Raw genomic sequence first — 20,423 nt, forward strand, 5'->3', positions numbered from 1 at the left:
AGAACCGCGCTGTCGTCGGGGCACGCCCTTGTCGCCCCGGAAGCGTTCGGTCTAATCGTGGCCGGGTCGGGTTTCCGGCCGGCCGCTGATGGGTCTATGACGCTGATTTGCTGGCCCCGTCACCGGAAGCAGCCACTGTCTCAGGCGCAATCTCCCCGAACAGCCAGACTGCGCCGCCAGCGGCGAGAAACAGGCCGCCAAGCGCCGCAACTGCTGTGGTCGCCGTGGTTGCATCCGCCACCATCCCAGCAGCAAGTGCCAGCGGCGTCCGAAGAATCATATGCAGCATCGATACCGCGGAGAGCAACGTCGCCCGTCCGACCGACTCGACATGGTCGTTAATGTACCCGTTGACGATAGGCTGGACCAGCGGCTTCGCGGTTCGCATCGTCGTGAACGTCGGGAGTACGACCAGCGCGAGCCACAGCGGTCCCACGAGTGCGACAGCCGTCAGGGCTGGCACGACAACCACGGCTCTGCGGACGCCGAGACGGTCCTCAACTGCGCCGGCGTAGTAGCCGCCAGCGGATGCCACTGCTGTCAGGGCAGCGTACAGCACACCCAGTCCGAGCGCAAGTGCCGCGCCGGCCTCGCCTACTCGTGCCGCCGCGGTCGGAACACCAGCAGGAACCTGAACGCCGATAGCGGCGGCGTACGGCCCCAGCGTCTCGACCACCATCGGCTGGATGTAGGTGTGGGAAACGCCCAAAACGGCATAGAACAACCCAATGTACAGGACCAGTGCTCGGAGCGGCGGTCGAGCCAGATACGTTCGGATGACCGAGACGGTTTCCAGTGGGTCGAGACGGTCGGCGGAGCGACTGTCACTGCCCCGGTCGGCGTACTGCCGATTCTTCGGCAGTGAGAGCAGGGCAAAGAAGCCGAGACTGTTGAAACCGACCGCAGCAACGAACGGATAGGTTGGGTGCAGCCCATACAGCAGGCCACCGGCAACCATCGAAACCGCTGCAGTCCACTTCTGCACTGCGTCGCCCCGGCCACGGATACGGCTGAACTGCTCGCTATCGAGTCGTTCAGTCAGCGTATCGTATAGCCACGCATCCATGCTCCCTGAGCGTAACGTCAGCGCCAGCGCCCACAGCGCATAGAGGAAGCCGTACCAGCGGAATCCCGAAGCGAGAACGAAGCCCGCGAGGGAGACAACGGTGAACAGCACGCTGAGAAGGAGGCTTGCGCGCCGCCCGAGCCGATCACCGACGTAGCCTGTTGGAATCTCGCCGACGACAGATAGCGATGCGTAGATTGCTGAGAGGGCACCGACCTGCGTGAAGGTCAGCGTTCGCAAGAGAAACAGGGTGAAGATGGGAGTGATAAATCCGACAGCGATCGTGGCACGGTACAGATAGTACCGGCGCACTAACCCGCGGCCGGATGCCGGTCGGAACATACGGACGCTGTCACTTTCGGGGGACTAAGGTCCTTCCAGAAACACACTTCAGTTTAATTTCTGACGGGAAGAGTTCAATACCAGCACACATCGACAGTACCGACAGTGTACTGTGGAATGCGTCAGGCAGTTTCGGATGGGTCGACAACATCATCAGCGGCCGGGTACACGCCGATCTGGTCACAGTGACCCGCCAGCGGGCACGCATCGGGGTCGTCCAGACAGGCCGGCTTTCTGGCCGAGCAGTACTCCCGGCCAAACTGAATCATCGCCGTATGGCCGAAGCCGCATTTCGCCGCGGGCACGTCGCGCTCCAGATACGCACGGACGGTCTCGTGGTCGGCGTCGGCCGGGGCCAGTCCCATCCGGCGGGCGATGCGGTGGACGTGCGTATCGACGGGGAACACGCCGCCGCGACCGCCCGCGAACAGCAGGACGCAATCAGCGGTCTTTGGCCCGACGCCGTTCATGTCAAGCAGCGTCGACCGCACCTTCTCGGAGTCGCTGTCCCGAACAAACGCATCAAAGCCAGCTTCGCCGCCGTACTCCTCGCAGATGCGCTGTGCCAGTGCGATGATGCGCTCGGATTTCTGGTTGTACAGCCCGGCCGAGGAGATGGTTTCAGCGAGTTCGGGCTGGTCGGCGTCGGCCAGCGCGCGGGCGAGGTCAGTGCTGTCAATGTCTCCCTCGCTGTTCGCGTCCTCCCCGCCGCCATACCGAGCCATCAGGTCGTCGTGGGCCGGCTGGCTCGCTTTGTCGGATGTGTTCTGGCTGAGAATCGTCCGGACGAGACACTCGAAGGCGTCCCGGCCGCCGTAGGTTTTCGTCCAGTACATCTCGCCGAGACGGTCCACGACGGTTTCTGCCCGCGTCCCCGCTGTTTCCGGGTCGAACGTTGCCGACTGGCCACCGCCAGCAGTTCCGCCGCTGATGTTCTCCGCTGGTTCCTCGTCAGTCATAGCCAGTCGCAGGGCTGGCGGACTCAAAACGCCTGCCCCGAAAAACAGCTACCAGTGCGGACTCAGCGCCTACCGGCGGCTAATCAAAAGTGGTGATTCCAGAGTGGTCCACAGTAAAGGACCTGAAATGGGGCGTCCTTGGGGCAGACGCCCACGGGACAGACACGAAAAGCTCGTGGCGTGCGGCGACGGGCTATGCCCACGGTGGTCGTCGCCGCGAAAGATGGTCGAAGCTGACAGGTCAATGTACGGTCACGTCCAGGCTCTCACCTCCTGTAGGGCGGCGTTTGCGCGGACGACAGGGACGGCAGCACCCGACTCGCTACGGCGACAGATGTCCCGTCTCGATGTGGCCTGTTCGTCCGGCATACAATTGTTTAGGCTACCCTAAAACACAAAAAGCCATCGGTTTCTAGGCGGGCCAAAAAAGAGAGCGTGATTACTCCTCGACGATAACGGTGCCAGCCATCCCCGCAGCCTCGTGCGGAACGCAGAAGTATCCGTGCTCGCCGGCCGTCTCGAACGTGTGAACGTAACTCTGGCCGGACTGAACGGCCCCCTCACCGTTCTCCCAGCCCTCGCGTGCGGCCGACTCGCTTTCGAACCCGCCGGAAGCCCAGTAGGTCGCGTCGTCCGGGAGTTCCTCCTCATACGCGACGACGTTGTGAGCCTCGCCACCGGCATGTTTCCAGGCGACTGTGTCGCCGACGCTGACGGTGAGTTCCTCGGGCGCGAACGCCACAGCCTGCATGTCGACGACGTGGTCGGCGTCCTCGGGAACGCCTTCGACGACATTCGGGCCGCCGGACAGTGACGACTCGGTCGCCTCGGACTCCTCGCCGCCGTGGCCGCCGGACCCACTTGGGGCGCTGTCGACAGCGCCAACGACGGCGAAAGAAGCGGTCCGGGCGGCGTTTGCGAACGCGGTCGCGCCGTCGGTCGACCCGCTCTCCAAGTCGGCGACATAGTCGTTCAGTGCGGCCTCATAGGCTTCGTACGCCTCCGCGTCCGCGTTTTCGAGTTTGTCGTGCACCGCGGCGTTCTCGAAGGTAGCGAACACGTCGCTGACGACACTCGCGGCCCCGGCACCGGTCTCGCCACCGCCGCTCGACCCGACGATGGCCGTCACGGATTCGATGGCTGCGCCGTAGAACGTCTTCGCGGCCGCGTATACGTCACCGCCGTCGTTCGCGGCGGAGATGACGCTCCCGAGTGCTTCGTCCTCGAAGCGGTGATACAGGTCCTCGTTCGCCTCTTCGAGTGCCTCATGGTAGCCGGCGGCCCCGGACTCGAAGAACGCCAGCGCCCCCTGAGCAGTCGACGCTGCGCGGTCGGCGTTCCCGAGGGCGTTCGTCGCCGCGGCGTCGAAGGCGAGGCCGGCCATGTAGGTCGCGCCGGACCCGCTGGCGACGGCGGCACTGTGGGCCGATTCGAACTCCAGCAGCGCCGCGAGAACACCGTCGTGGTGAGTCCCGACCGCGTCGTCGTCGCCGTTCTCGTAGGCTGACTGGAGCCCCACGAGGTGTTCCTCCTCGAAGCGGTGATAGAGGTCCTCGCTGGTCTCCTCTAGCGTCTCGTGGAAGTCGAGCTGGTTCTCCTCGAACCGGGCGAACAGGTCCGAAACGAGCGTCGCTGCCTGCCCCGCCTGACCCTGGCGGTACAGCTCGCGCGCGTCGGCGAAGCGGGCTTTGAAGAAGCCCGACTGGAGAACCGGCGCGTTGCCGCCGGCCAGCGCCTCGATGCCGGCGACCAGATTGGTGTCGACCGTCTCGACGGCCGACGCGACCCCCTCGGTGTTCCCGTTCTCGATTGCTGAGGAGAGGTCCGACAAACCGGACTCGAACGCTTCGTAGGCCTCGCTGTCCGCCTCTTCGAGGGCGTCGTGAGCGGCCGCGCCTTCGAAGTGGGCAAAAACGTCCTCGACCATCGTCGCCGCGGTGGCTGTCTCGCCGGCACGGGCCAGCCACCCAGCGTCGTGGACGCGGGCCCGGTACGTGTTCAGCGTCGTCGCGTGGGCGTAGTCAGCCCCGGCACCACCGCCTGCGGCGAGCGCGGCCGCGTCCCAGCCGCGGGCCTGCATCGTTGCGAGGTGGCCCGCACCGGCGACCGACGCCGGCTGGACCAGCGCATACGCGCCCGAAACGGTCGCATCCAGTGCGGCGCGGGCCTGTTCGGTGACGCCGCTCGCGTCTTCACTGCCTGCGGCGGAACCGATGCCGGCCAGTGCGTTCTCAAAGGCCTCGTAGGATTCTGCGTCCGCAGCCTCTATTTTGCTGTACACCAGCGCGTCCTCGAACGCGGTCATCGTCTCTTCCGCGATCGTGGCGGCCCCCTCGAAAGCGCCCAGCGTCCCAGCCATCGCGGCATTGCTCGCCCGACTGCCCAGCAAGAGCAGGTCCAGCACTCTGGTGGCCTGCTGTCCGGCAGCGGCCTGCTGCGCTGTCTGGAGGTGGCCCGACGCTTTGTCCGCGGCCGACGCGGCTTCCGATACGTTGCCCTCAGACAGCGACGACTGGACCGTCCCGAGGGCATCCTCAAAGCCCTCGTACGCTGACTCTGACGTGGACTCAAGCTGTTCGTGGGCCCCGTACTCACCGGATGCGCCTTCGAACCGGGCAAAAATGTTCTGTGCGACGGTCGCTCCGGCACCGGGCGCACCGGCCCGACCCAGCGCGACGGCATCGTACAGCCGCGCCCGGTAGACGTTCCACTCGGTCGCGACAGCGGTCATCGGCCCGACCGAAACACCGCTTTCGCCGCCCTCGTCTGTTCCCGCAGTCGCTTCCTGTTCTGTCGTGTCGGTGTCCGCCGACGCCGTGTTCGATTCTGTCGACCCCTGACTGGGACACCCAGCAAGCAGTCCCGTCGCAGCGATCCCCACCGTCTTCAGCAAGTCACGTCTCTGTGGCATACGCTCGATTAGGGTTGCCTAAAAGACTTAAGACCACCGATGTTTTGGCGAGCCTAAACCGCTGTGTGGCTACACGTCAACACAGTGAGATGGTAACTGTGTCGCCGGTGCTGACCCCGAACGCTTCGTCGCCACGGCCGCGGTTAACGGCGAGTTCGACGTTCCCGTGACTGCCGACGGTGACGAGTCGCTGACTCTTGTCGACGGCAGCGTAGGCTCGATGGACTGGGGCCTCAACACCGTCGACCGAGACCACCCCGCCGAACCGATCCGCGAGGACCTCGCCGGGTATGTTCGTCACGGCGTTCCCGAAGTCATCAACGACGAGCACCTCACCGGTCGCTCCGTCACCATCGACTGTGGCCGCTGGGAACCGGAGATCAGCGTAGTCCTCAGTTGGGTCGATTTCAGAAAGGGTTTCGACGGTGTCGACGCCGGTGTCGTGGACGGCCGCCGCGGCGGGCGCAAACACGTCCCGCCCGTGGAACGTCGTACTCGCCGGGTCGTCGTAGGCCCAGGTGAACACCTCGAACGCGTCCGGGGCGTCGTTCTCGGTTTCAGCCAGTTCGCGGGCGACTGGCAGGAGGACGCCGTTGTCAGGCCCCACGAGCGCGTGGTCGCCCGCACGAACGACGATGGCGTCTCTGTCGGTTCCGACGCCCGGGTCGACGACGACACAGTGGACTGCCGGCGGAAAGTACGGGAGCGTTTGCGTGAGCCAGAACGCCGCTGCCCGCACGTCCTGCCGTGGGAAATCGTGAGCGATATCCTCGATACGCGCGTCGGTCGCCTGACAGATGACGCCTTTCATCGCCGCCGGATAGGGCGAGCCGAAGTCAGAACTGAGGGTTATCATCAGTCGTCAAGGTCGTCGAGTGATTCGGGGAGCGATTCGCCCGTGGCGGCGTACCGTTCGAGCGAGTCGCTGTCTGAGACGTGCTGGAGTCGCTTGATGCCGTGGATCTCCTCAATGACTTCCACAACAGATGCCGGGACCCGGTCACGCCAGGACTCGTCGTCGATCATCCGCTGGCGGATCTCGCTGCCCTCCAGTCGGTCGCGGTCGAACATCGGCGACTGGCGGACCTCGATACCGGCCTCCTCGAACAAGCGGACGACAAGCGGATTGTTCGAGTACGCCACGTCGAAGTCCGGGCACATACTCTCGACGTGGCTCACCCAGACGGCGTTGCGGTTGATGTCCTCAAGGGGAACGACATAAGTCGTCAGGTCGTACTCTGCGACGGCCTTCGTGATCATCATGATCCGTTCACCGGCCGTAAAGGGGTCGTGTGTGGTGTGTGAATCGTCGGCGCTCCCGATACCCAGTACAAGCTCGTCGACCTCCTCCGAGATCCGCTCGACCATCGAGTGATGGCCATTGTGGTAGGGCTGGAAGCGACCGATGTAGAACCCACGCATATTCCCCAGTGGGTGTGGTGGTTTGATAAACCCGACGACGCGGTACTGCCGGAATACAACCCCACCTAATTCGGGCGCTGTACTGCGGTTTTCGGGGTGTTGCAACAACCGACACGGGGAGAAAGTATATCAGTCGACAGGCCTTCCGTGAGTATGTTAGCAACGTTTGTATGAGCGACAACACCGACACCGACGCGACTCCCGACCCTGACCGGGAGGCATCCGACGCTGGGGAGGAAGAGGCGTCGACCAACGGGGCCAAACAGGACCCCAACGAACCCGCCTCTGAGCCCTCGGCAGACGAGCCATCCGACCCGTCCGAGGACCGATGGGCCGGCGAGGGAGAAACGTCCGAAACGACACTCGGAAGCGATGTCCAAGTTGACGGCGAGTCTGAACTGGACGGAGATGAGGAGAATCTCCTTGGCGGTCTCGAAATCGAATCGACCGCCGACATCGAAGTGCCAGACCGACTCGTCGACCAGGTCATCGGGCAGGACCACGCCCGTGACGTGATCAAGAAGGCGGCCAAACAGCGCCGTCACGTGATGATGATTGGCTCCCCCGGAACGGGGAAGTCGATGCTGGCGAAGGCGATGTCTCAGCTGCTCCCACGAGAGGAACTGCAGGACGTTCTTGTCTATCACAATCCCGACGACGGCAATGAACCGAAAGTACGCACTGTCCCCGGCGGCAAAGGGGAACAGATTGTCGAGGCCCACAAGGAGGAGGCCCGTAAGCGCAACCAGATGCGGACCTTCCTCATGTGGATCATCATCGCCATCGTCATCGGCTACGCCCTGATCCTCGTCCAGCAGGTCCTGCTGGGGATTCTCGCGGCCGGTGTCATCTATCTCGCATTCCGCTACGGTTCGCGCGGCAGCGACGCGATGATTCCGAACCTGCTCGTCAACAACGCCAACCAGAAGACCGCGCCGTTCGAGGACGCCACGGGTGCCCACGCCGGTGCGCTGCTGGGCGACGTTCGTCACGACCCGTTCCAGTCCGGTGGGATGGAGACGCCGAGCCACGACCGCGTCGAGCCCGGCGCGATCCACCAGGCCAACAAGGGCGTGCTGTTCGTCGACGAGATCAACACGCTCGATATCCGCAGCCAGCAGAAGCTGATGACAGCCATTCAGGAGGGCGAGTTCTCCATTACGGGCCAGTCCGAGCGGTCTTCGGGTGCGATGGTCCAGACCGAGCCCGTCCCCTGTGACTTCATCATGATCGCCGCGGGGAACCTCGACGCGATGGAGAATATGCACCCCGCGCTGCGCTCCCGTATCAAGGGGTACGGGTACGAGGTGTACATGGACGACACCATCGAGGACGACCCCGAGATGCGACGGAAGTATGCTCGGTTCATCGCCCAGGAGGTCGAAAACGACGGGCGGCTCCCGCACTTCACCGAGGAGGCCGTTCAGGAGCTCATCCTGGAGGCCCGGCGTCGCGCCGGCCGAAAAGGCCACCTCAGCCTGAAGTTCCGTGACCTTGGCGGACTGGTCCGCGTCGCTGGCGACATCGCCCGCGCCGAGGACCGCGACCGCACCGAGCGCGCAGATGTCCTGCAGGCCAAACGGCGCTCCCGGTCCATCGAGCAACAGCTCGCGGACAACTACATCGAGCGCCGCAAGGACTACGAGCTCACCGTCAACCAGGGCGACGTGGTCGGCCGCGTCAACGGGCTCGCCGTCATGGGTGAGGACAGCGGTATCGTCCTCCCCGTGATGGCCGAGGTCAGCCCGTCACAGGGCCCCGGTCAGGTCATTGCCACGGGACAGCTCAAGGAGATGGCCGAAGAGGCTGTCCAGAACGTCTCGGCGATCATCAAGAAGTTCTCTGACGAGGACATCTCCGAAAAGGACGTTCACATCCAGTTCGTCCAAGCCGGTGAAGGTGGCGTCGACGGCGACTCCGCCTCTATCACAGTCGCTACCGCGGTTATCTCCGCGATAGAAGACGTTCCGATCAAGCAGAACCTCGCCATGACCGGCTCACTGTCGGTCCGGGGTGACGTACTCCCGGTCGGCGGTGTCACGCACAAGATCGAGGCGGCTGCCAAGTCCGGCCTCGATACGGTCATCATCCCCGAGGCGAACACGCAGGACGTGATGATCGAGGACGAGTACGAGGACATGATCGAGATCATTCCCGTCTCGCACATCTCAGAGGTCCTCGAGGTCGCACTCGCCGGCGAAGCCGAGAAGGACTCGCTGGTCGACCGCCTCAAGTCCATCACGGGCAAGGCACTCGACCACGAGGTCGGCCGGCAGGGCGGCAGTCCAAGTCCGCAATAAATGCCCGAGTGGGCCGCATTCGTCGGCCTGACGGGGTTTCTTTTAACCGCGCTTCTCGGTCTCGCACGGCTCTCGCAGGGAGCCGTACGGTCCGACGGCGGCGTCTCATCCACAGTCGACGGCGTCTCAATGGCCGACAGGGACCCGACCATCCCACGGTTCGAAACGCAACGGGCGGCGGCCCAGCGACAACAGATGCGCGACACGCTCGCCCCGAGCGATGTCTCGACAGGGGCGTTGCTTGCCAACGTCGCGTTCACACAGGGGCTGTTCGGCGTGCTGCTAGTCGCCGGCGCGTTTTATTTCGAAATCCCCGCCAGTGCGTTTGGAGTCACCAGTGACGCACTTTCGACAGGGTTGCCGGCAGTGGCAATCGGTATCGGCGCTGGAATCGGCTTCTGGGTCGGGAACGAGGGGGCCGCTGCGCTGGCAGACGGCTTCGGCGTCACCTTCGATGAGTCGCTACGGGAACTGCTCGCCCCGGACTCGCCCGGCGGCTGGGTCATCCTGCTGGGCGGTGTCTTGCCGGTCATCGCTATCGTCGAGGAACTGCTCTTCCGGGCAGCGGCTATCGGCGTCCCCGTGGCCGGCCTCAACGCGCCGGCGTGGGCGATGGCTATCGTCGCCTCTGTCGCCTTCGCGCTGGGCCACGGCGCACAGGGCCGGGTGGGTATCGTCGTCACCGGCACGCTGGGGTTGGCGCTCGCTGGCCTGTTCATCGCGACAAACAGCTTACTCGCCGTCGTCGTCGCCCACTACCTCGTCAACGCCCTCGAACTACTTGTCCACGAGGGGCTGGGCGTCGACCGGCTCTGGGCCTAGAGACCCTCGATAGCCCGGAGCTTTTGCTCGACAGGCGGCGGCGCGGCGCTTGGTCCGTCTCGAACCCGATGGTCCGGAATCAACAGCGGCACGGGGTTTGCGGCCAGTGCCTCCCGGACCTGTGCGAGGTCGTCCTCTTCGTCATCATTCAGGTCCGGCGTCATCCGCGCGACCTGCGCGACGGATGCATCTTCGCCGTACGGAATCTCCTGGACAGCTTCCAGCACTATTCGCTGGTCCGTCGGGACCGTGAGGCCGACCGTCACATCAGCGAAGTCGTCTTCGACCCCCTGAAGATACTCGTCGATGCGGTCAAGCAGCGCGTGGTCCTCGCCAGCGTCGGCCTCTGGCTGGGACGGAAACGACAACGAGATGATCCGGTCGCCGGCTTCTCCAAGCTGGACGTACCGGTCGAGATACGACGACTCACGGGCGTAGATTCCTGCGTCCCCGGTCGGTGCTTCCATACTATTGGTGTCGGCCGGTCGGCCCTTCAACATTCGGCATCGGCGTTCATCAGTCCTGAATCGAGAGCACAGTGGGATAGTCGGAAATGAGTCCGTCGACGCCAGCCTGGACCAGTTCCCGGGCCTGATACCACGTGCCGACGGTCCAGGTGTTCAGGGCTCGGTCCTCGTCGGCAGCGATGTCGACGAGGTCGATGTCGCTCAGGTCGGAGTCGATGTACTCGCTGTCGTTGAAGAAGGGCGTTCCCTGAACCATATGCCGGGGGACGTTCATCGCGTCGCAGTCGTAGCGGCGGGTGACCTCCAGCCCCTCCTCGATGCTATCCCAGAAAAGGAAGGCGACGGGGACCGAGTCGTCGTAATCACGGACAGTCGCAAGCGCAGCTTCGTAGAACGACGAGACGAGAATATCGTTGTCGTACTCGCTGACGAGGTCGAGCGCGCGTTCGGTGTAGGGTCGCCACAGTTCTCGCTGCGTCGACAGTGTCTGGTCCGACAGCGACTCGGCGAACGCGAGGTCGTCGCTCCCGGGGTTCTTGAACTCTAGATTGACAGCGACGCTCGGTGGAATCGCGTCCATGACGATCTCAAGCGTCGGGACCGTTTCTTCGGTCCCCAAGACAGTCGCGTTGGTCACAGTATCCGTGTCGGTCTCGAAAACGAGGCCCTCGGTGTCTGTCAGCCCGCGCTCGCCGCCGTCGCGTTCGGCCAGCCCGTTGTCGTGGAAGGTGACGAGCGTGCCATCGGCGGTCGGTACGACATCGACTTCGACCATGTCGGCGCGCCGGTGGGCCGTCTGCGTTCCCGGTCCGCCGAACGAAGCGGCCTCGACGGCCAGTTCCGTGTTCTCCGGGTAGACGCCGGCAAACCCGCGGTGAGCGATGAGCGTCGTGTCGTCGGTCATCCCCTCGCCCTCCGTGTCGGTGGCGTCATCGGTGCCTGACTCACCACCATTGGATTCCTGTGCTGCTGTGCTCCCCGCAATCCCGGAACTCGCCAGCGTCGCCGCCGTCCCTTCGACAAATGTCCGTCGACCGATGTACTCTGACATGCTAAATACGGCTGCCGAGCGGTCGTGAAAGACCGTTTATATGTGGAATATATGTCTCTCAGTAGATGTGTCCCACAACGGCCGGGTCTGTAGCCGCCTCCGTCGAAGTGATTACGCTTCCGTACTGTGGCGCTCGCGGGCCGCGGCCACGACCAGTGGGAGTGTAATCGTCGCGTCGGCATACACCGAGACATTCCGGGCGTCCTTTTCAAGTTTCCCCCACGAGCGGGCCTCATCAAGCGTCGCGCCGGAGAGACCGCCGGTGTTCGAGGGGTCCATCGTCAACTGGACGGCGTAGTCGTAGGCGTCGGGCGAGACGAGCATCGTCTGGAGGACGTAGTTCTTCGGGACGCCGCCGCCGACAACCATCGCGCCGGCGCTGTCAGCCTCGTACGCGATGTCCGTGATCTGTGTCATATCCGCCAGCGCGTCGATCGTGAACTCGCTGGTCTGAGAGTACATCCACGCTTGCAGGCCCAGCACGGAGTCCTGGAAGGCCGGGCAGTACACCGGCACGTCGTTCTCGTAGGCCGCCGCCAGCACGCCGGCGTCCTCAGGCACGTCCTCGCGCTCGTTGACCTCGCTGTTGGCCCGGCCCAGTTCCTCCGTCATGCGCTGGATCGAGACCGTGCCCTCGTCTTCCAGCGTCGAGAACACTTCGTCCCGGAGATGGTTCTCGAACAGGGCGAAATGCTCCTGTGGGAGATAGACGTTGTAGATACGGTCGACGCCCTCATCCCGGAGCGTCTCGTCGTGTTCGCGTTCCGTTTGCCCTTCAGGTGTCACCTCGCCGTGGTGGTGCTTGCCGCCGATGGCCTCGATGCTGTCGTGGGTGCAGTTCGCCCCCGTCGTGACGAGCACATCGATGTGGCCGTCGCGGATGAGTTCGCTGACGATAGCCCGCATCCCGGTCGGGACCATCGCACCGGCGAGTCCGAAGAAGGTCGTCACGTCGTCATCGAGCATCTCGCTGTAGATATCGACGGCCTCGTGGATGTCGCTCGCGCCGATGCCGGCCTCGCCGTAGCTGTTAGCCAGTTCGCCGACCGTCATTCCGGCCCGAGCTTCCGCGTGCCCGATGGGGTCGTGATGGAACGTCTCTCGCTCGTCGGTGTGGTCGCTCATTGCTGTGCAGTCGAGCGCGGGCGGGTTTCAACGTCGTGGTTCGCCACGACGGGCACGGACCATGTGTCGACTTGCCGTCACATACCGCAACTGAAACGGAGGGCTTAGACGCCCCTGCGTTGGATGGAGAGCTATGGATACCGCTTCGTTTCGGCGCGGCGTTCGTGATGTTGCGCCGCTTCTGCTGGGGATTATCCCGTTTGGCCTCGTTGCCGGCATCGCGACGGTTAACGCCGGGCTGGGACTGCCAGCCGCGGTCGGATTGTCGGTGGTTGTCTTCGCCGGCGCATCACAGCTCGCGGCGCTAGAGTTGCTGGGGCAGAACGCACCGCTGACGGTTGTCGTTGCAACGGCAGTCGTCATCAACCTCCGGCTTCTGATGTACTCGGCATCAATCGCGCCGTACTTCCGAAATTTCACCGGCCGGTGGAAAGCGATGCTCGCCTACGTGTTGACCGATCAAGCGTACGCGCTGTCGGTCGCCAGCTACCGGTCCGACAGCGAGACCGACCGGAAGTGGTACTACCTTGGCGTCGCCGTGACGCTCTGGGCGGTGTGGCAGGTCACGACTATCGCGGGGGCGCTACTCGGGACCGGCGTCCCGGACGCCTGGGGTCTCGAATTCGCTATCCCGCTGGTCTTCCTCGCGATTCTGGTCCCTGCAATCGAGGACGCAGCGACCGCTGTCGCCGCCGCCGTCGGTGGAGCCATCGCCGTGGTCGGCGCTGGGCTCCCGCTCAACCTCGGGCTGCTCGTCGCGGCCGGCGTTGGCATCACCGCTGGCGTTCTCACCGAGTCCGCCACGGGAGGCACCGATGGCGACTAACTACGGCCCAGTTGAGATCGCCGGTGTCATCGCTGTCATCGGCGTGCTGACGTACGCCTGTCGGCTCTCCTTTATCGCGCTGTTCGGTCGGCTCGACGAGATTCCGCCGGTCGTCAAGCGGGTGTTGCGGTTCGTCCCCGCCGCCGTCCTTGCTGCGCTTGTCCTCCCGTCGTTCGTGACCCTCGACGCCAGTAGTTTCGCCCCAGACAAGTTCATCGCCGGCGCGCTCGCAGCAGGTGTCGCCTGGCGGACCGAGGACGTATTCGCGACGATGGTGACCGGAATGGGCGTCCTCTGGGCTATCAGGTTCCTGCTGTAGTCAAGCCAGTTCCAGCGAGGCCCCACAGCAGTCCGACCGGTACTGCTCGCGTTGCTCGACGAGCGGACAGTCCTGATAACGACGGGCGACGAGGTCGCCACACGCCCCGCAGGTGAGGACGTGCTTCGGGTCGGTGAAGGCCGGACAGTGAATATCAGTGTCAAGCTGGTCGGCCCGCTCCCGGAAAGCCTCGCCGTGGTCGGTCGTCCCGTCGCGCTGGTACTGCTCAACGTGGATGAGTTCGTGGCGCAGCGTCGCCTCCCAGACCGCCCGCTCGAAGGCCGAAAACGCGTCCCAGGTCAGCGACACCGTACACGGAAGCGGGCGGCCGTCGCTCCCCTCGACACTGTCCCAGTCGTACCGCTGGCCGACAGTGGCGGCGTCCAGTTTCGGCCGCTTGACCGCGGCGGCCCGTCGCTTGGCTCGGTGTGACACCTCCCAGTCGACGAGGTCGAACCGAACCGAGACGCCATGCTCGCGGCGGACTCGCTTGCAGTACTGTCGTGACCAGACGATAAGGTCCGCATCCGAGTTGATGCCCTCGAACGAAACGCCCTCGTCCATCGCCTCAGAGCCCGGTCGGACAGTCGATGTAGGTCGTCTCCAGCCCCCAGTCCTCAACGACGGTCTGGAGCGACTGGACGCCGAACGTTTCGGTCGCGTAGTGGCCAGCGAGAACGACGTGCATCCCCTGCTCGCGCGCCTCGTGGAAGGCCTTCTGTTTCCCCTCACCGGTGATGAGCACGTCAGCGTCCGCCTCGACCGCCTCTTGCAGCCAGTCGACGCCGCTCCCGGTCACGATGGCGACGTCCTCGACAGTCGACGGGCCGAAGTCCAGAACCTGAACTGGCTGTCCGCCAGTATCTAGGCCTTCAAGCGAACCTGCGAGTTCGGAGACCGTCTGTGGCTCCGAGAGCGTTCCACGCTGGCCGATGTACTCGCCGCCCATCGCCCCGAACGGCGCGCGGTTGTTGAGGTCCAGCAGATCAGCAACACCGGCAGCGTTACCAAGCGACTGGTGGCCGTCCAGCGGGAGGTGAGCGACGTACAGCGCGAGGTCGTTGTCGATTAGCGGCGCGACGCGGCGGTAGTTGGTTCCGGTCACGCGTTCCATCCCGCCCCAGACGATGCCGTGGTGCGTTACGAGCAGGTCAGCGCCCACCTCGTCGGCGCGGTCGATGGTCTCGACGGCCGCATCGACTGCGAAGGCGACGTGTTCGACCGGTTGGCTCGCCGGCCCGACCTGTAGACCGTTCGGACTGGCGTCGATGTCGGCGTAAGCCTCGATGTCGAGTCTATCGTCAAGACGTGCCGCAATGTCTCCGGCATTCATAACGCGGGCTTCGAGATGGCCGGTGGTATGCTTTTCTCTACTGGCGTCTGGCTACCCGTCCGATTCGACTAACTGGCCGTTCGCCTGCCCGATGAGGCCCCGGTCCACCGCGGCGTCGATGATGGCGTCGAACTGCTCGCCGTCGATATCGTAGGCGTTGACCGCAACCTCGCGGATTTCCGCGCGGTCAACGGGCATCTCACGGTTCTGGAGCAAGCGCATCACCTTGTTGTACTCCAGTTTCGTCAGCGACGGGCCGTCATCGCTGCTATCGTTGTCGTCGCTGTCCGAACCACGTTCGGTGTCTCCGCTCTCAGTTTTGGCCGCTGAGCCACTCGACGCAGTCGGCTCCGCCATTTGCCTGTCCGTGGTGTCCGCCGCTGCCACGTTCGTCGAATCGGACTCCGCAGCCGCGTCCGCTGTCTCCGCTGACTGCGCCGACTGTTCCTGTCCCGCTGCACTCGCGCTATCGTCGCCCAACAGCGAGCCGTCATCGGCCGGCTCGACTACGCTATCGGTGGTTGTCGGCTCATCGGTCGTCTGCTCGCTGGTCGTCGGCTCATCGGTCGTCCGCCCGCCGGTCGTCGGCGTCTCGGATTCGTCCAGCAGTCCCGGCGGCTCCGTGGTCCCGGCATCGCCAGCCGTTTCCGCTGTCTCGCGGGCGTCCGCCTTCGCCGCCTCGACGGCCGGTTCGACGATAGTTGCGAGCTTCTCCCGGCAGGTCGAGCAGAGAACGACAGTCCCCTGTTTCTCAGCTTCCGGGTCCAGCGATTTCGGGATAATCGGATATTCGGAGAGCGAGACATCGAGCGCGCCACCACAGAAGTAACACGACGATAGCTGGTTCATACCCGCTACGTGGAGATGCTGGTTACTAAAATGCTTATGCCGGTATAGCTGCTACATACACCGTGGCCATCCCGTCGGGTGTACTGTTACTGTCTGCGATAAATTGGACGCGTCGAGACTCCCCAGTCAGGCCCTTTGCTGTCCGTGTGACCACAGAATACGCTCCGGGAGAGAATCAACCGTGACCCGGACAGTCGAGCTCTCGACGACTGTGTTCTGTCCGTCCGTTTCCGCGGAGCCGAGTCAGGCACAGTTCCGTCTCGACAACGCAGGTGTCGTTGTCGAAGGCGACCAGCTGGCGGAGGAAGCCGGACTAGACGAGATTTTCGACATCAGGCTGGGACAACCACCACGGGCCGCGGTGGAAGCGCTCTCGGGAACGGTACTCACAATCGGGTTCGAACGCGGTGGACAGCGCGTCGCCCTATTCATAGGCGGGTCAGAGTCGACATTAGACCGGGTCAGCGGGCTATTGTTCCGACAGTTGCTTGACGGCACAGAGGTAGCTGTGTGCCACCCCGCGACAATCGGCGGGCGCGTGACAGACCGGCGTTTTGAAATCGGAGAACTCCGAGTCACCCCCGGAAAAGTCGGGTGCACCGGTATCAGACAGCCGCTCAACGTCGACCTCGAAACCATCGTGGGCGTTAGTCGCAGTAAAAAGGAACTACTGGGCTGTCGGGAACTGGCTGTCGACCTTCAGTACGTCAGACAGGGAGTCGTCGTGGGTGTCGACCTGTCGCTGAACCCCCCGCGGAAGCTCAATCTGCTCGGGCGGTACCTTCGGCGCAGCTACGGCCGTCTGCGGCAGGAGCTTCGGGAACTCGCCCCGCCGCCCCCGGTCGTCAGAACCCTGACGAGACTTTACACACACGGGGGGGCGCACAGATTCCAAAAGCGTACTGTCACAGGAATCAGCTGATCCGGCGGCCCTCCTCAAGGAACTAATCGAGAACGACTTGGTAACGCTCGAAGACGGCGAAGTTCGGCTAGAAATGCTTGGCTGGGTACTCGTCGCCGAGCAAGCCGTCCGTGGGTGGGATAGCCGAGGTCCACCCAGATGTCAACAGACACAAAACAGACCAGTGCTGTTCACTCACCTGTCGTATACTTTGTAATTTTTTGTATACAAGTCAGGCGAGAAATTCACGGACCAGTGTCACGGCGTCGTCGTTGGGTTCCAGCCACGGCGTGTGGCCGTATCCCGGGAGTTCGTGAAACTCGGCGTGTGACATCTTTTCAGTAACGGAACGGCCCACAGCTGGCGGATAGAAAGCATCCTCCGTCCCCCAGACGAACTGCGTTGGGCGGTCGATTCGCACGATTTCGTTCCGGATATCAAAGAGGGGGTGGGCACGGCCGTACGACCCCTGTGCCGTCGCCAGCGACCGCTGGCTCTCCGGCCGGCCGGGCAAGGCCTGCCCGACTGCGAGCAGTTCATACAGCGCTTCAGGGATGGCCGAGGCGTCGACGACATTGACCCGCTGCATCGACTGCCTCGCGTTCTCGACCGGGTCGCCGCGGTTGAGCAACCACAGCAACACGCGGTTGAGACCGCGAACCGTCAGCAGACGAAACAGGAGCGGGAGGTCCCGCGAGACGCCGCCCGGCGCACCGACCAGTTGCAGTCGGTCCACGCGGTCGTGGTCGATTGCGAGCAGGAACGACTGGAGGCCGCCGTGAGAGTTGCCGACCATGTGGGGCCGGTCAATCCCAAGGTCATCGAGCAGTTCCAGCAGGTACGTCACCAGAAACGACCGGAGGTCCCGGTCCTGGTAGCTCGGAGCGGCCGAAAGGCCGAGACCGGGTCGGTCGGGAGCGTACACGCGATACTCGTTGGTGAGCGCCGGGAACAGGGGGAGCCACGTCGCTGCTGGCGTCCCAACGCCGTGCAGGAGGAGGACAGGGTCGCCGTCCGGGTTCCCACCGGTGAGATAGTGAACGCGACCCGCGGCGTCTGTCTCGGTTACTCTGGACTCGACGGCGAGGTCGTAGTGGTCGGCGAGGCGGGCCTGGGCGTCCGCGTACCGTCGCTCGGCTGGATGGGGCCAGTCGTCTGACGACAGCGCGCGGTCCTCGGGAACTGTGGTACCGCCACTCATACGTAGACTGTCCAGCGCCGGGCGTATCAGTGTACCGTGGCTCACGATGCACAGAACAGATTGTGTCTCCATGAGACACATATAGCTCCGCTCCCTCGCTATCGCATGGAGCGAATCGAGGGCACCATCCTTGCCGGGCGGTCGTTCGAACCGGTCGACGGCAACGTTGTCGTCGAAGACGGGTACATAACGGCCATCGAGGAGACGCCGGCCCGTGAGAGCGACCACGACCGCATTGTCCTGCCGGCGTTCGTGAACGCACACACCCACATTGGCGACTCTGTTGCGAAGGAGGCAGCCGTCGGGCTTGGGTTGGAGGAAGCAGTGGTCCCGCCAGACAGCCTGAAACACCAGCAAATCGAAGCGGCCGACGACGAGACGCTGATTGCGGCGATGCACCGCACACTCAGGTTCATGCAGCGAACCGGTACCGCAGCGTTTCTCGACTTCCGGGAGTTCGGCGTCGACGGCGCAACCGCGCTCCGCGAGGCCGCTTCGGGACTCGATATTGAGGACTTCATCTTCGGGAGCGACGACTCTGCGGTGCTGGATGTGGCTGACGGGTTCGGTGCCAGTGGCGCGAACGACGACGATTTCACCACCGAGCGGGCCGCTGCCGAGGAGCGCGCGGTTCCGTTCGCTATCCACGCCGGCGAACCGGACGCCACCGATATCCACCCGGCGCTGGATCTGGACCCGGACCTGCTGGTCCACATGGTCCATGCCGAGGCGGAGCACCTCGAACGGGTCGCCGACCAGAACGTCCCCATCGCGGTCTGTCCCCGTGCAAACCGCGTCCTCGGGGTCGGCCGGCCACCGATTGAGACGCTGCTTGAGTACACAGACGTAGCGCTTGGGACGGACAACGTGATGCTGAATGCCCCGTCTATGTTCCGTGAGATGGAGTACACCGCGAAAACGTTTGACCTCTCTTCGCGGACGGTACTTCGAATGGCGACGACCGCTGGAGCGGAAGCAGTCGGTCTCGATTGCGGTGTCATCGAACCCGGTCGCCGGGCCGCGCTACTGGTCCTCGATGGCGACTCGGATAACCTCTCGGCGGTCGCTGACCCAGTTGACGCAGTTGTCCGGCGGGCATCTCCGCTAGATATCGACCGGGTCATCTGCTAACGCGACGGCTGGAAGAGACTCGGATATCTTTTCGATTAGCGCTGGTCCGCGTGGGCGAACACGAACGCCCGAAGGAGTTTCGCGGCCAGCGTCGCCGCCTGCCCGTCGTCGCGGTCGTTGACCTCGACGACGTCGAAACCGACGGCCTGGGGTGCGACGGCCCGGACCACGTCGTGCATCTCGCGTGGGTCGAGGCCGAACGGCTCCGGCGTCCCGGTGCCCGGCGCGAACCCGGGGTCGGCGGCGTCGATGTCCACAGAGAGGTACACCCGCTCGTCGTCGAACGCGGGCGACCAGTCGGCAACGTCTTCGGGCGGAACCACGGTCACGTCGGCTTCGCTCGCGCGGTCCCATTCGGCTTCCGAGCCAGTGCGTGCGCCCAGTACGACCGCTTCGTCGGCCACCGAGAGCGCGTGGTTGGTCACCGTCGCATGAGAGTACTCGTCGCCGGCGTAGGATTCCCGCAAGTCGAGGTGTGCGTCCAGACAGACAAACACGTCCGGAGCGAGCGCGCGCACGCCAGCGACCGAAACAGTGTGTTCGCCGCCGACGACGAGCGGGACAGCCCTGTCGCTGCTGAAATCCGAGAGGGTACCCTGAAGATACGTGAGGTACTCGGCAACGTCGGCCGTGGGACCGATGTCGCCGTGGTCGTAGACGGAACAATCAGTGAAGTGCTGGTCGGTGCGGTGGTCGTAGTCGTCGAACTGCTGGCCGAATTTGCGGATGCGGTCGGGGCCAAAGCGTGCGCCGGGGCGAAACGATGTCGATGCGTCAAGCGGCGCGCCCACGATCGCGTAGTCGGCCGCCCTGCGGTCGGCCCCCGCACCGGGCAGCATCGTTACGAGCGTGTGATCTTGCGCTGCTCTTCGTACTGGAGGTACTCGATCTCGTCGTCAGGCTGCAGGTCGATGTCCTCCGGAACGCGCATCGTGAACGTGTCATACGTGTCGAGGTCCATTACCTGGGCGTCGTTGCCGTCAGTGGAGACGACCTGCCCCTGCTTCCGGTTGACAATCGGGACCCAGACCTTCGCGTCGACGGGCTGTGACAGCGAGCGCTTCTTTCCGTCGAAGACGCCCTTGGCGTCGATTCGGGCCTTGGCACTGCCGTGTTTGCCCGGCTTGGCCGTGCTGTAGGAGTTGATCTTACACGGTGTGTCTTCAATCATGACGTAGCTTCCTTCGTCGAGCTCTCGAACTTCGGTCTGCTCTCTTGCCATACCGCCGGATTACCCCTGTTTGGGTATAAACGGTTTGGAATGCCGCAAGCCAGACCCGTCGTGACTCCCGCTCTGTAGCCGAGTTCGCCTAAAATGTAGGTCACACACGTCCAGAACGCCCGACAGCAGCACCGCGTACCCCGACCGTTCCCGCAGCTACCCCACAGTTCAAGTGA

20 protein-coding genes are annotated in these 20,423 nt (G+C 64.1%); 6 read left to right on the plus strand and 14 right to left on the minus strand.

Annotation, left to right across the window (positions count from 1 at the left end; genetic code table 11):
* Nucleotides 1–94: 94 nt before the first annotated feature.
* The 5 genes from G9463_RS00705 to G9463_RS00725 form a co-directional block, all read right to left on the minus strand.
* On the minus strand, nucleotides 95–1,408 hold the full coding sequence (locus tag G9463_RS00705; RefSeq protein WP_165895699.1) for an MFS transporter: 1,314 nt from the start codon (nucleotides 1,406–1,408) through the stop codon (nucleotides 95–97).
* Nucleotides 1,409–1,530: 122 nt separating this feature from the next.
* Entirely contained in the window at nucleotides 1,531–2,367 is an 837-nt protein-coding gene (nth, locus tag G9463_RS00710; RefSeq protein WP_165895700.1) for an endonuclease III, read from the minus strand.
* Between the two features lie 439 nt (nucleotides 2,368–2,806).
* Nucleotides 2,807–5,278, minus strand: coding sequence for a DUF5059 domain-containing protein (locus G9463_RS00715; protein WP_165895701.1), 2,472 nt, complete (start codon nucleotides 5,276–5,278; stop codon nucleotides 2,807–2,809).
* 76 nt (nucleotides 5,279–5,354) lie between these two features.
* Nucleotides 5,355–6,134 (minus strand): S-adenosyl-l-methionine hydroxide adenosyltransferase family protein, encoded by a 780-nt coding sequence (locus G9463_RS00720; protein ID WP_004958077.1) that lies wholly within the window; start codon nucleotides 6,132–6,134, stop codon nucleotides 5,355–5,357.
* Nucleotides 6,134–6,700, minus strand: coding sequence for a nicotinamide-nucleotide adenylyltransferase (locus G9463_RS00725; protein WP_004958079.1), 567 nt, complete (start codon nucleotides 6,698–6,700; stop codon nucleotides 6,134–6,136). Before G9463_RS00725 ends, G9463_RS00720 begins: the two co-directional genes overlap by 1 nt.
* 170 nt (nucleotides 6,701–6,870) lie before the next feature.
* Here G9463_RS00725 and lonB point away from each other — a divergent pair, with 170 nt between their 5' ends.
* Both lonB and G9463_RS00735 read left to right on the plus strand, forming a co-directional pair.
* Complete coding sequence (lonB, locus tag G9463_RS00730; RefSeq protein ID WP_004958081.1) at nucleotides 6,871–9,000, plus strand: ATP-dependent protease LonB; 2,130 nt, start codon at nucleotides 6,871–6,873, stop codon at nucleotides 8,998–9,000.
* Nucleotides 9,001–9,822 (plus strand): CPBP family intramembrane glutamic endopeptidase, encoded by an 822-nt coding sequence (locus G9463_RS00735; RefSeq protein ID WP_007188757.1) that lies wholly within the window; start codon nucleotides 9,001–9,003, stop codon nucleotides 9,820–9,822.
* Here G9463_RS00735 and G9463_RS00740 read toward each other — a convergent pair.
* From G9463_RS00740 to G9463_RS00750, 3 genes are all read right to left on the minus strand, one after another.
* Nucleotides 9,819–10,322: an MGMT family protein gene (locus G9463_RS00740; protein WP_007188756.1), complete on the minus strand. Its 504-nt coding sequence runs from the start codon at nucleotides 10,320–10,322 to the stop codon at nucleotides 9,819–9,821. The two genes, G9463_RS00735 and G9463_RS00740, sit on opposite strands and share 4 nt — an antisense overlap.
* 16 nt (nucleotides 10,323–10,338) lie before the next feature.
* Nucleotides 10,339–11,340, minus strand: coding sequence for a glycerophosphodiester phosphodiesterase (locus tag G9463_RS00745; RefSeq protein ID WP_165895702.1), 1,002 nt, complete (start codon nucleotides 11,338–11,340; stop codon nucleotides 10,339–10,341).
* 111 nt (nucleotides 11,341–11,451) lie between these two features.
* Nucleotides 11,452–12,465 carry a deoxyhypusine synthase gene (locus G9463_RS00750; protein ID WP_165895703.1) on the minus strand — a complete coding sequence of 338 codons (1,014 nt, stop codon included), beginning with the start codon at nucleotides 12,463–12,465 and terminating at the stop codon, nucleotides 11,452–11,454.
* Nucleotides 12,466–12,598: 133 nt separating this feature from the next.
* On the opposite strand from G9463_RS00750, the gene G9463_RS00755 reads away from it, so the two are divergent.
* Both G9463_RS00755 and G9463_RS00760 read left to right on the plus strand, forming a co-directional pair.
* Entirely contained in the window at nucleotides 12,599–13,291 is a 693-nt protein-coding gene (locus G9463_RS00755) for an AzlC family ABC transporter permease (RefSeq protein WP_004958091.1), read from the plus strand.
* On the plus strand, nucleotides 13,281–13,610 hold the full coding sequence (locus G9463_RS00760) for an AzlD domain-containing protein (RefSeq protein ID WP_004958093.1): 330 nt from the start codon (nucleotides 13,281–13,283) through the stop codon (nucleotides 13,608–13,610). Before G9463_RS00755 ends, G9463_RS00760 begins: the two co-directional genes overlap by 11 nt.
* Here the strand turns inward: G9463_RS00760 and G9463_RS00765 are convergent, their stop codons facing one another.
* The 3 genes from G9463_RS00765 to G9463_RS00775 are packed head-to-tail and all read right to left on the minus strand — an operon-like array spanning nucleotide 13,611 to nucleotide 15,792.
* A complete protein-coding gene (locus G9463_RS00765) occupies nucleotides 13,611–14,174 on the minus strand; it encodes a transcription elongation protein SprT (RefSeq protein WP_127014288.1) in 564 nt (187 codons plus the stop codon).
* Nucleotides 14,175–14,178: 4 nt separating this feature from the next.
* The gene (locus G9463_RS00770; protein ID WP_165895704.1) at nucleotides 14,179–14,943 is read right to left on the minus strand and encodes a Nif3-like dinuclear metal center hexameric protein; all 765 of its coding nucleotides are present in this window, start codon (nucleotides 14,941–14,943) and stop codon (nucleotides 14,179–14,181) included.
* Nucleotides 14,944–14,994: 51 nt separating this feature from the next.
* On the minus strand, nucleotides 14,995–15,792 hold the full coding sequence (locus G9463_RS00775; protein ID WP_007188752.1) for a hypothetical protein: 798 nt from the start codon (nucleotides 15,790–15,792) through the stop codon (nucleotides 14,995–14,997).
* 181 nt (nucleotides 15,793–15,973) lie between these two features.
* Between G9463_RS00775 and G9463_RS00780 the strand changes: the two genes are divergently transcribed.
* Nucleotides 15,974–16,714 carry a CheF family chemotaxis protein gene (locus tag G9463_RS00780; protein ID WP_370457886.1) on the plus strand — a complete coding sequence of 247 codons (741 nt, stop codon included), beginning with the start codon at nucleotides 15,974–15,976 and terminating at the stop codon, nucleotides 16,712–16,714.
* Nucleotides 16,715–16,925: 211 nt separating this feature from the next.
* Here G9463_RS00780 and G9463_RS00785 read toward each other — a convergent pair whose 3' ends face one another.
* Complete coding sequence (locus G9463_RS00785; protein ID WP_165895705.1) at nucleotides 16,926–17,894, minus strand: alpha/beta fold hydrolase; 969 nt, start codon at nucleotides 17,892–17,894, stop codon at nucleotides 16,926–16,928.
* Between the two features lie 105 nt (nucleotides 17,895–17,999).
* Here G9463_RS00785 and G9463_RS00790 point away from each other — a divergent pair, with 105 nt between their 5' ends.
* The gene (locus G9463_RS00790) at nucleotides 18,000–19,025 is read left to right on the plus strand and encodes an amidohydrolase family protein (RefSeq protein ID WP_121302576.1); all 1,026 of its coding nucleotides are present in this window, start codon (nucleotides 18,000–18,002) and stop codon (nucleotides 19,023–19,025) included.
* Between the two features lie 35 nt (nucleotides 19,026–19,060).
* Here the strand turns inward: G9463_RS00790 and speB are convergent, their stop codons facing one another.
* Nucleotides 19,061–19,864 carry an agmatinase gene (speB, locus tag G9463_RS00795; protein ID WP_165895706.1) on the minus strand — a complete coding sequence of 268 codons (804 nt, stop codon included), beginning with the start codon at nucleotides 19,862–19,864 and terminating at the stop codon, nucleotides 19,061–19,063.
* 2 nt (nucleotides 19,865–19,866) lie between these two features.
* Nucleotides 19,867–20,247, minus strand: a complete 381-nt coding sequence (locus tag G9463_RS00800) for a translation initiation factor IF-5A (RefSeq protein WP_004515075.1) — start codon at nucleotides 20,245–20,247, stop codon at nucleotides 19,867–19,869.
* Nucleotides 20,248–20,423: the final 176 nt, after the last annotated feature.

Origin of the sequence: Haloarcula sp. JP-Z28, from assembly GCF_011440255.1 — an archaeon.
Classification (GTDB): domain Archaea; phylum Halobacteriota; class Halobacteria; order Halobacteriales; family Haloarculaceae; genus Haloarcula; species Haloarcula marismortui.

Coding starts and splice junctions, on each gene's coding strand:
- G9463_RS00705 (WP_165895699.1), bottom strand. CDS start 1,408: ATGTTCCGACCGGCATCCGGCCGCGGGTTAGTGCGCCGGTACTATCTG.
- nth (WP_165895700.1), bottom strand. CDS start 2,367: ATGACTGACGAGGAACCAGCGGAGAACATCAGCGGCGGAACTGCTGGC.
- G9463_RS00715 (WP_165895701.1), bottom strand. CDS start 5,278: ATGCCACAGAGACGTGACTTGCTGAAGACGGTGGGGATCGCTGCGACG.
- G9463_RS00720 (WP_004958077.1), bottom strand. CDS start 6,134: ATGATAACCCTCAGTTCTGACTTCGGCTCGCCCTATCCGGCGGCGATG.
- G9463_RS00725 (WP_004958079.1), bottom strand. CDS start 6,700: ATGCGTGGGTTCTACATCGGTCGCTTCCAGCCCTACCACAATGGCCAT.
- lonB (WP_004958081.1), top strand. CDS start 6,871: ATGAGCGACAACACCGACACCGACGCGACTCCCGACCCTGACCGGGAG.
- G9463_RS00735 (WP_007188757.1), top strand. CDS start 9,001: ATGCCCGAGTGGGCCGCATTCGTCGGCCTGACGGGGTTTCTTTTAACC.
- G9463_RS00740 (WP_007188756.1), bottom strand. CDS start 10,322: ATGTTGAAGGGCCGACCGGCCGACACCAATAGTATGGAAGCACCGACC.
- G9463_RS00745 (WP_165895702.1), bottom strand. CDS start 11,340: ATGTCAGAGTACATCGGTCGACGGACATTTGTCGAAGGGACGGCGGCG.
- G9463_RS00750 (WP_165895703.1), bottom strand. CDS start 12,465: ATGAGCGACCACACCGACGAGCGAGAGACGTTCCATCACGACCCCATC.
- G9463_RS00755 (WP_004958091.1), top strand. CDS start 12,599: ATGGATACCGCTTCGTTTCGGCGCGGCGTTCGTGATGTTGCGCCGCTT.
- G9463_RS00760 (WP_004958093.1), top strand. CDS start 13,281: ATGGCGACTAACTACGGCCCAGTTGAGATCGCCGGTGTCATCGCTGTC.
- G9463_RS00765 (WP_127014288.1), bottom strand. CDS start 14,174: ATGGACGAGGGCGTTTCGTTCGAGGGCATCAACTCGGATGCGGACCTT.
- G9463_RS00770 (WP_165895704.1), bottom strand. CDS start 14,943: ATGAATGCCGGAGACATTGCGGCACGTCTTGACGATAGACTCGACATC.
- G9463_RS00775 (WP_007188752.1), bottom strand. CDS start 15,792: ATGAACCAGCTATCGTCGTGTTACTTCTGTGGTGGCGCGCTCGATGTC.
- G9463_RS00785 (WP_165895705.1), bottom strand. CDS start 17,894: ATGAGTGGCGGTACCACAGTTCCCGAGGACCGCGCGCTGTCGTCAGAC.
- G9463_RS00790 (WP_121302576.1), top strand. CDS start 18,000: ATGGAGCGAATCGAGGGCACCATCCTTGCCGGGCGGTCGTTCGAACCG.
- speB (WP_165895706.1), bottom strand. CDS start 19,864: ATGCTGCCCGGTGCGGGGGCCGACCGCAGGGCGGCCGACTACGCGATC.
- G9463_RS00800 (WP_004515075.1), bottom strand. CDS start 20,247: ATGGCAAGAGAGCAGACCGAAGTTCGAGAGCTCGACGAAGGAAGCTAC.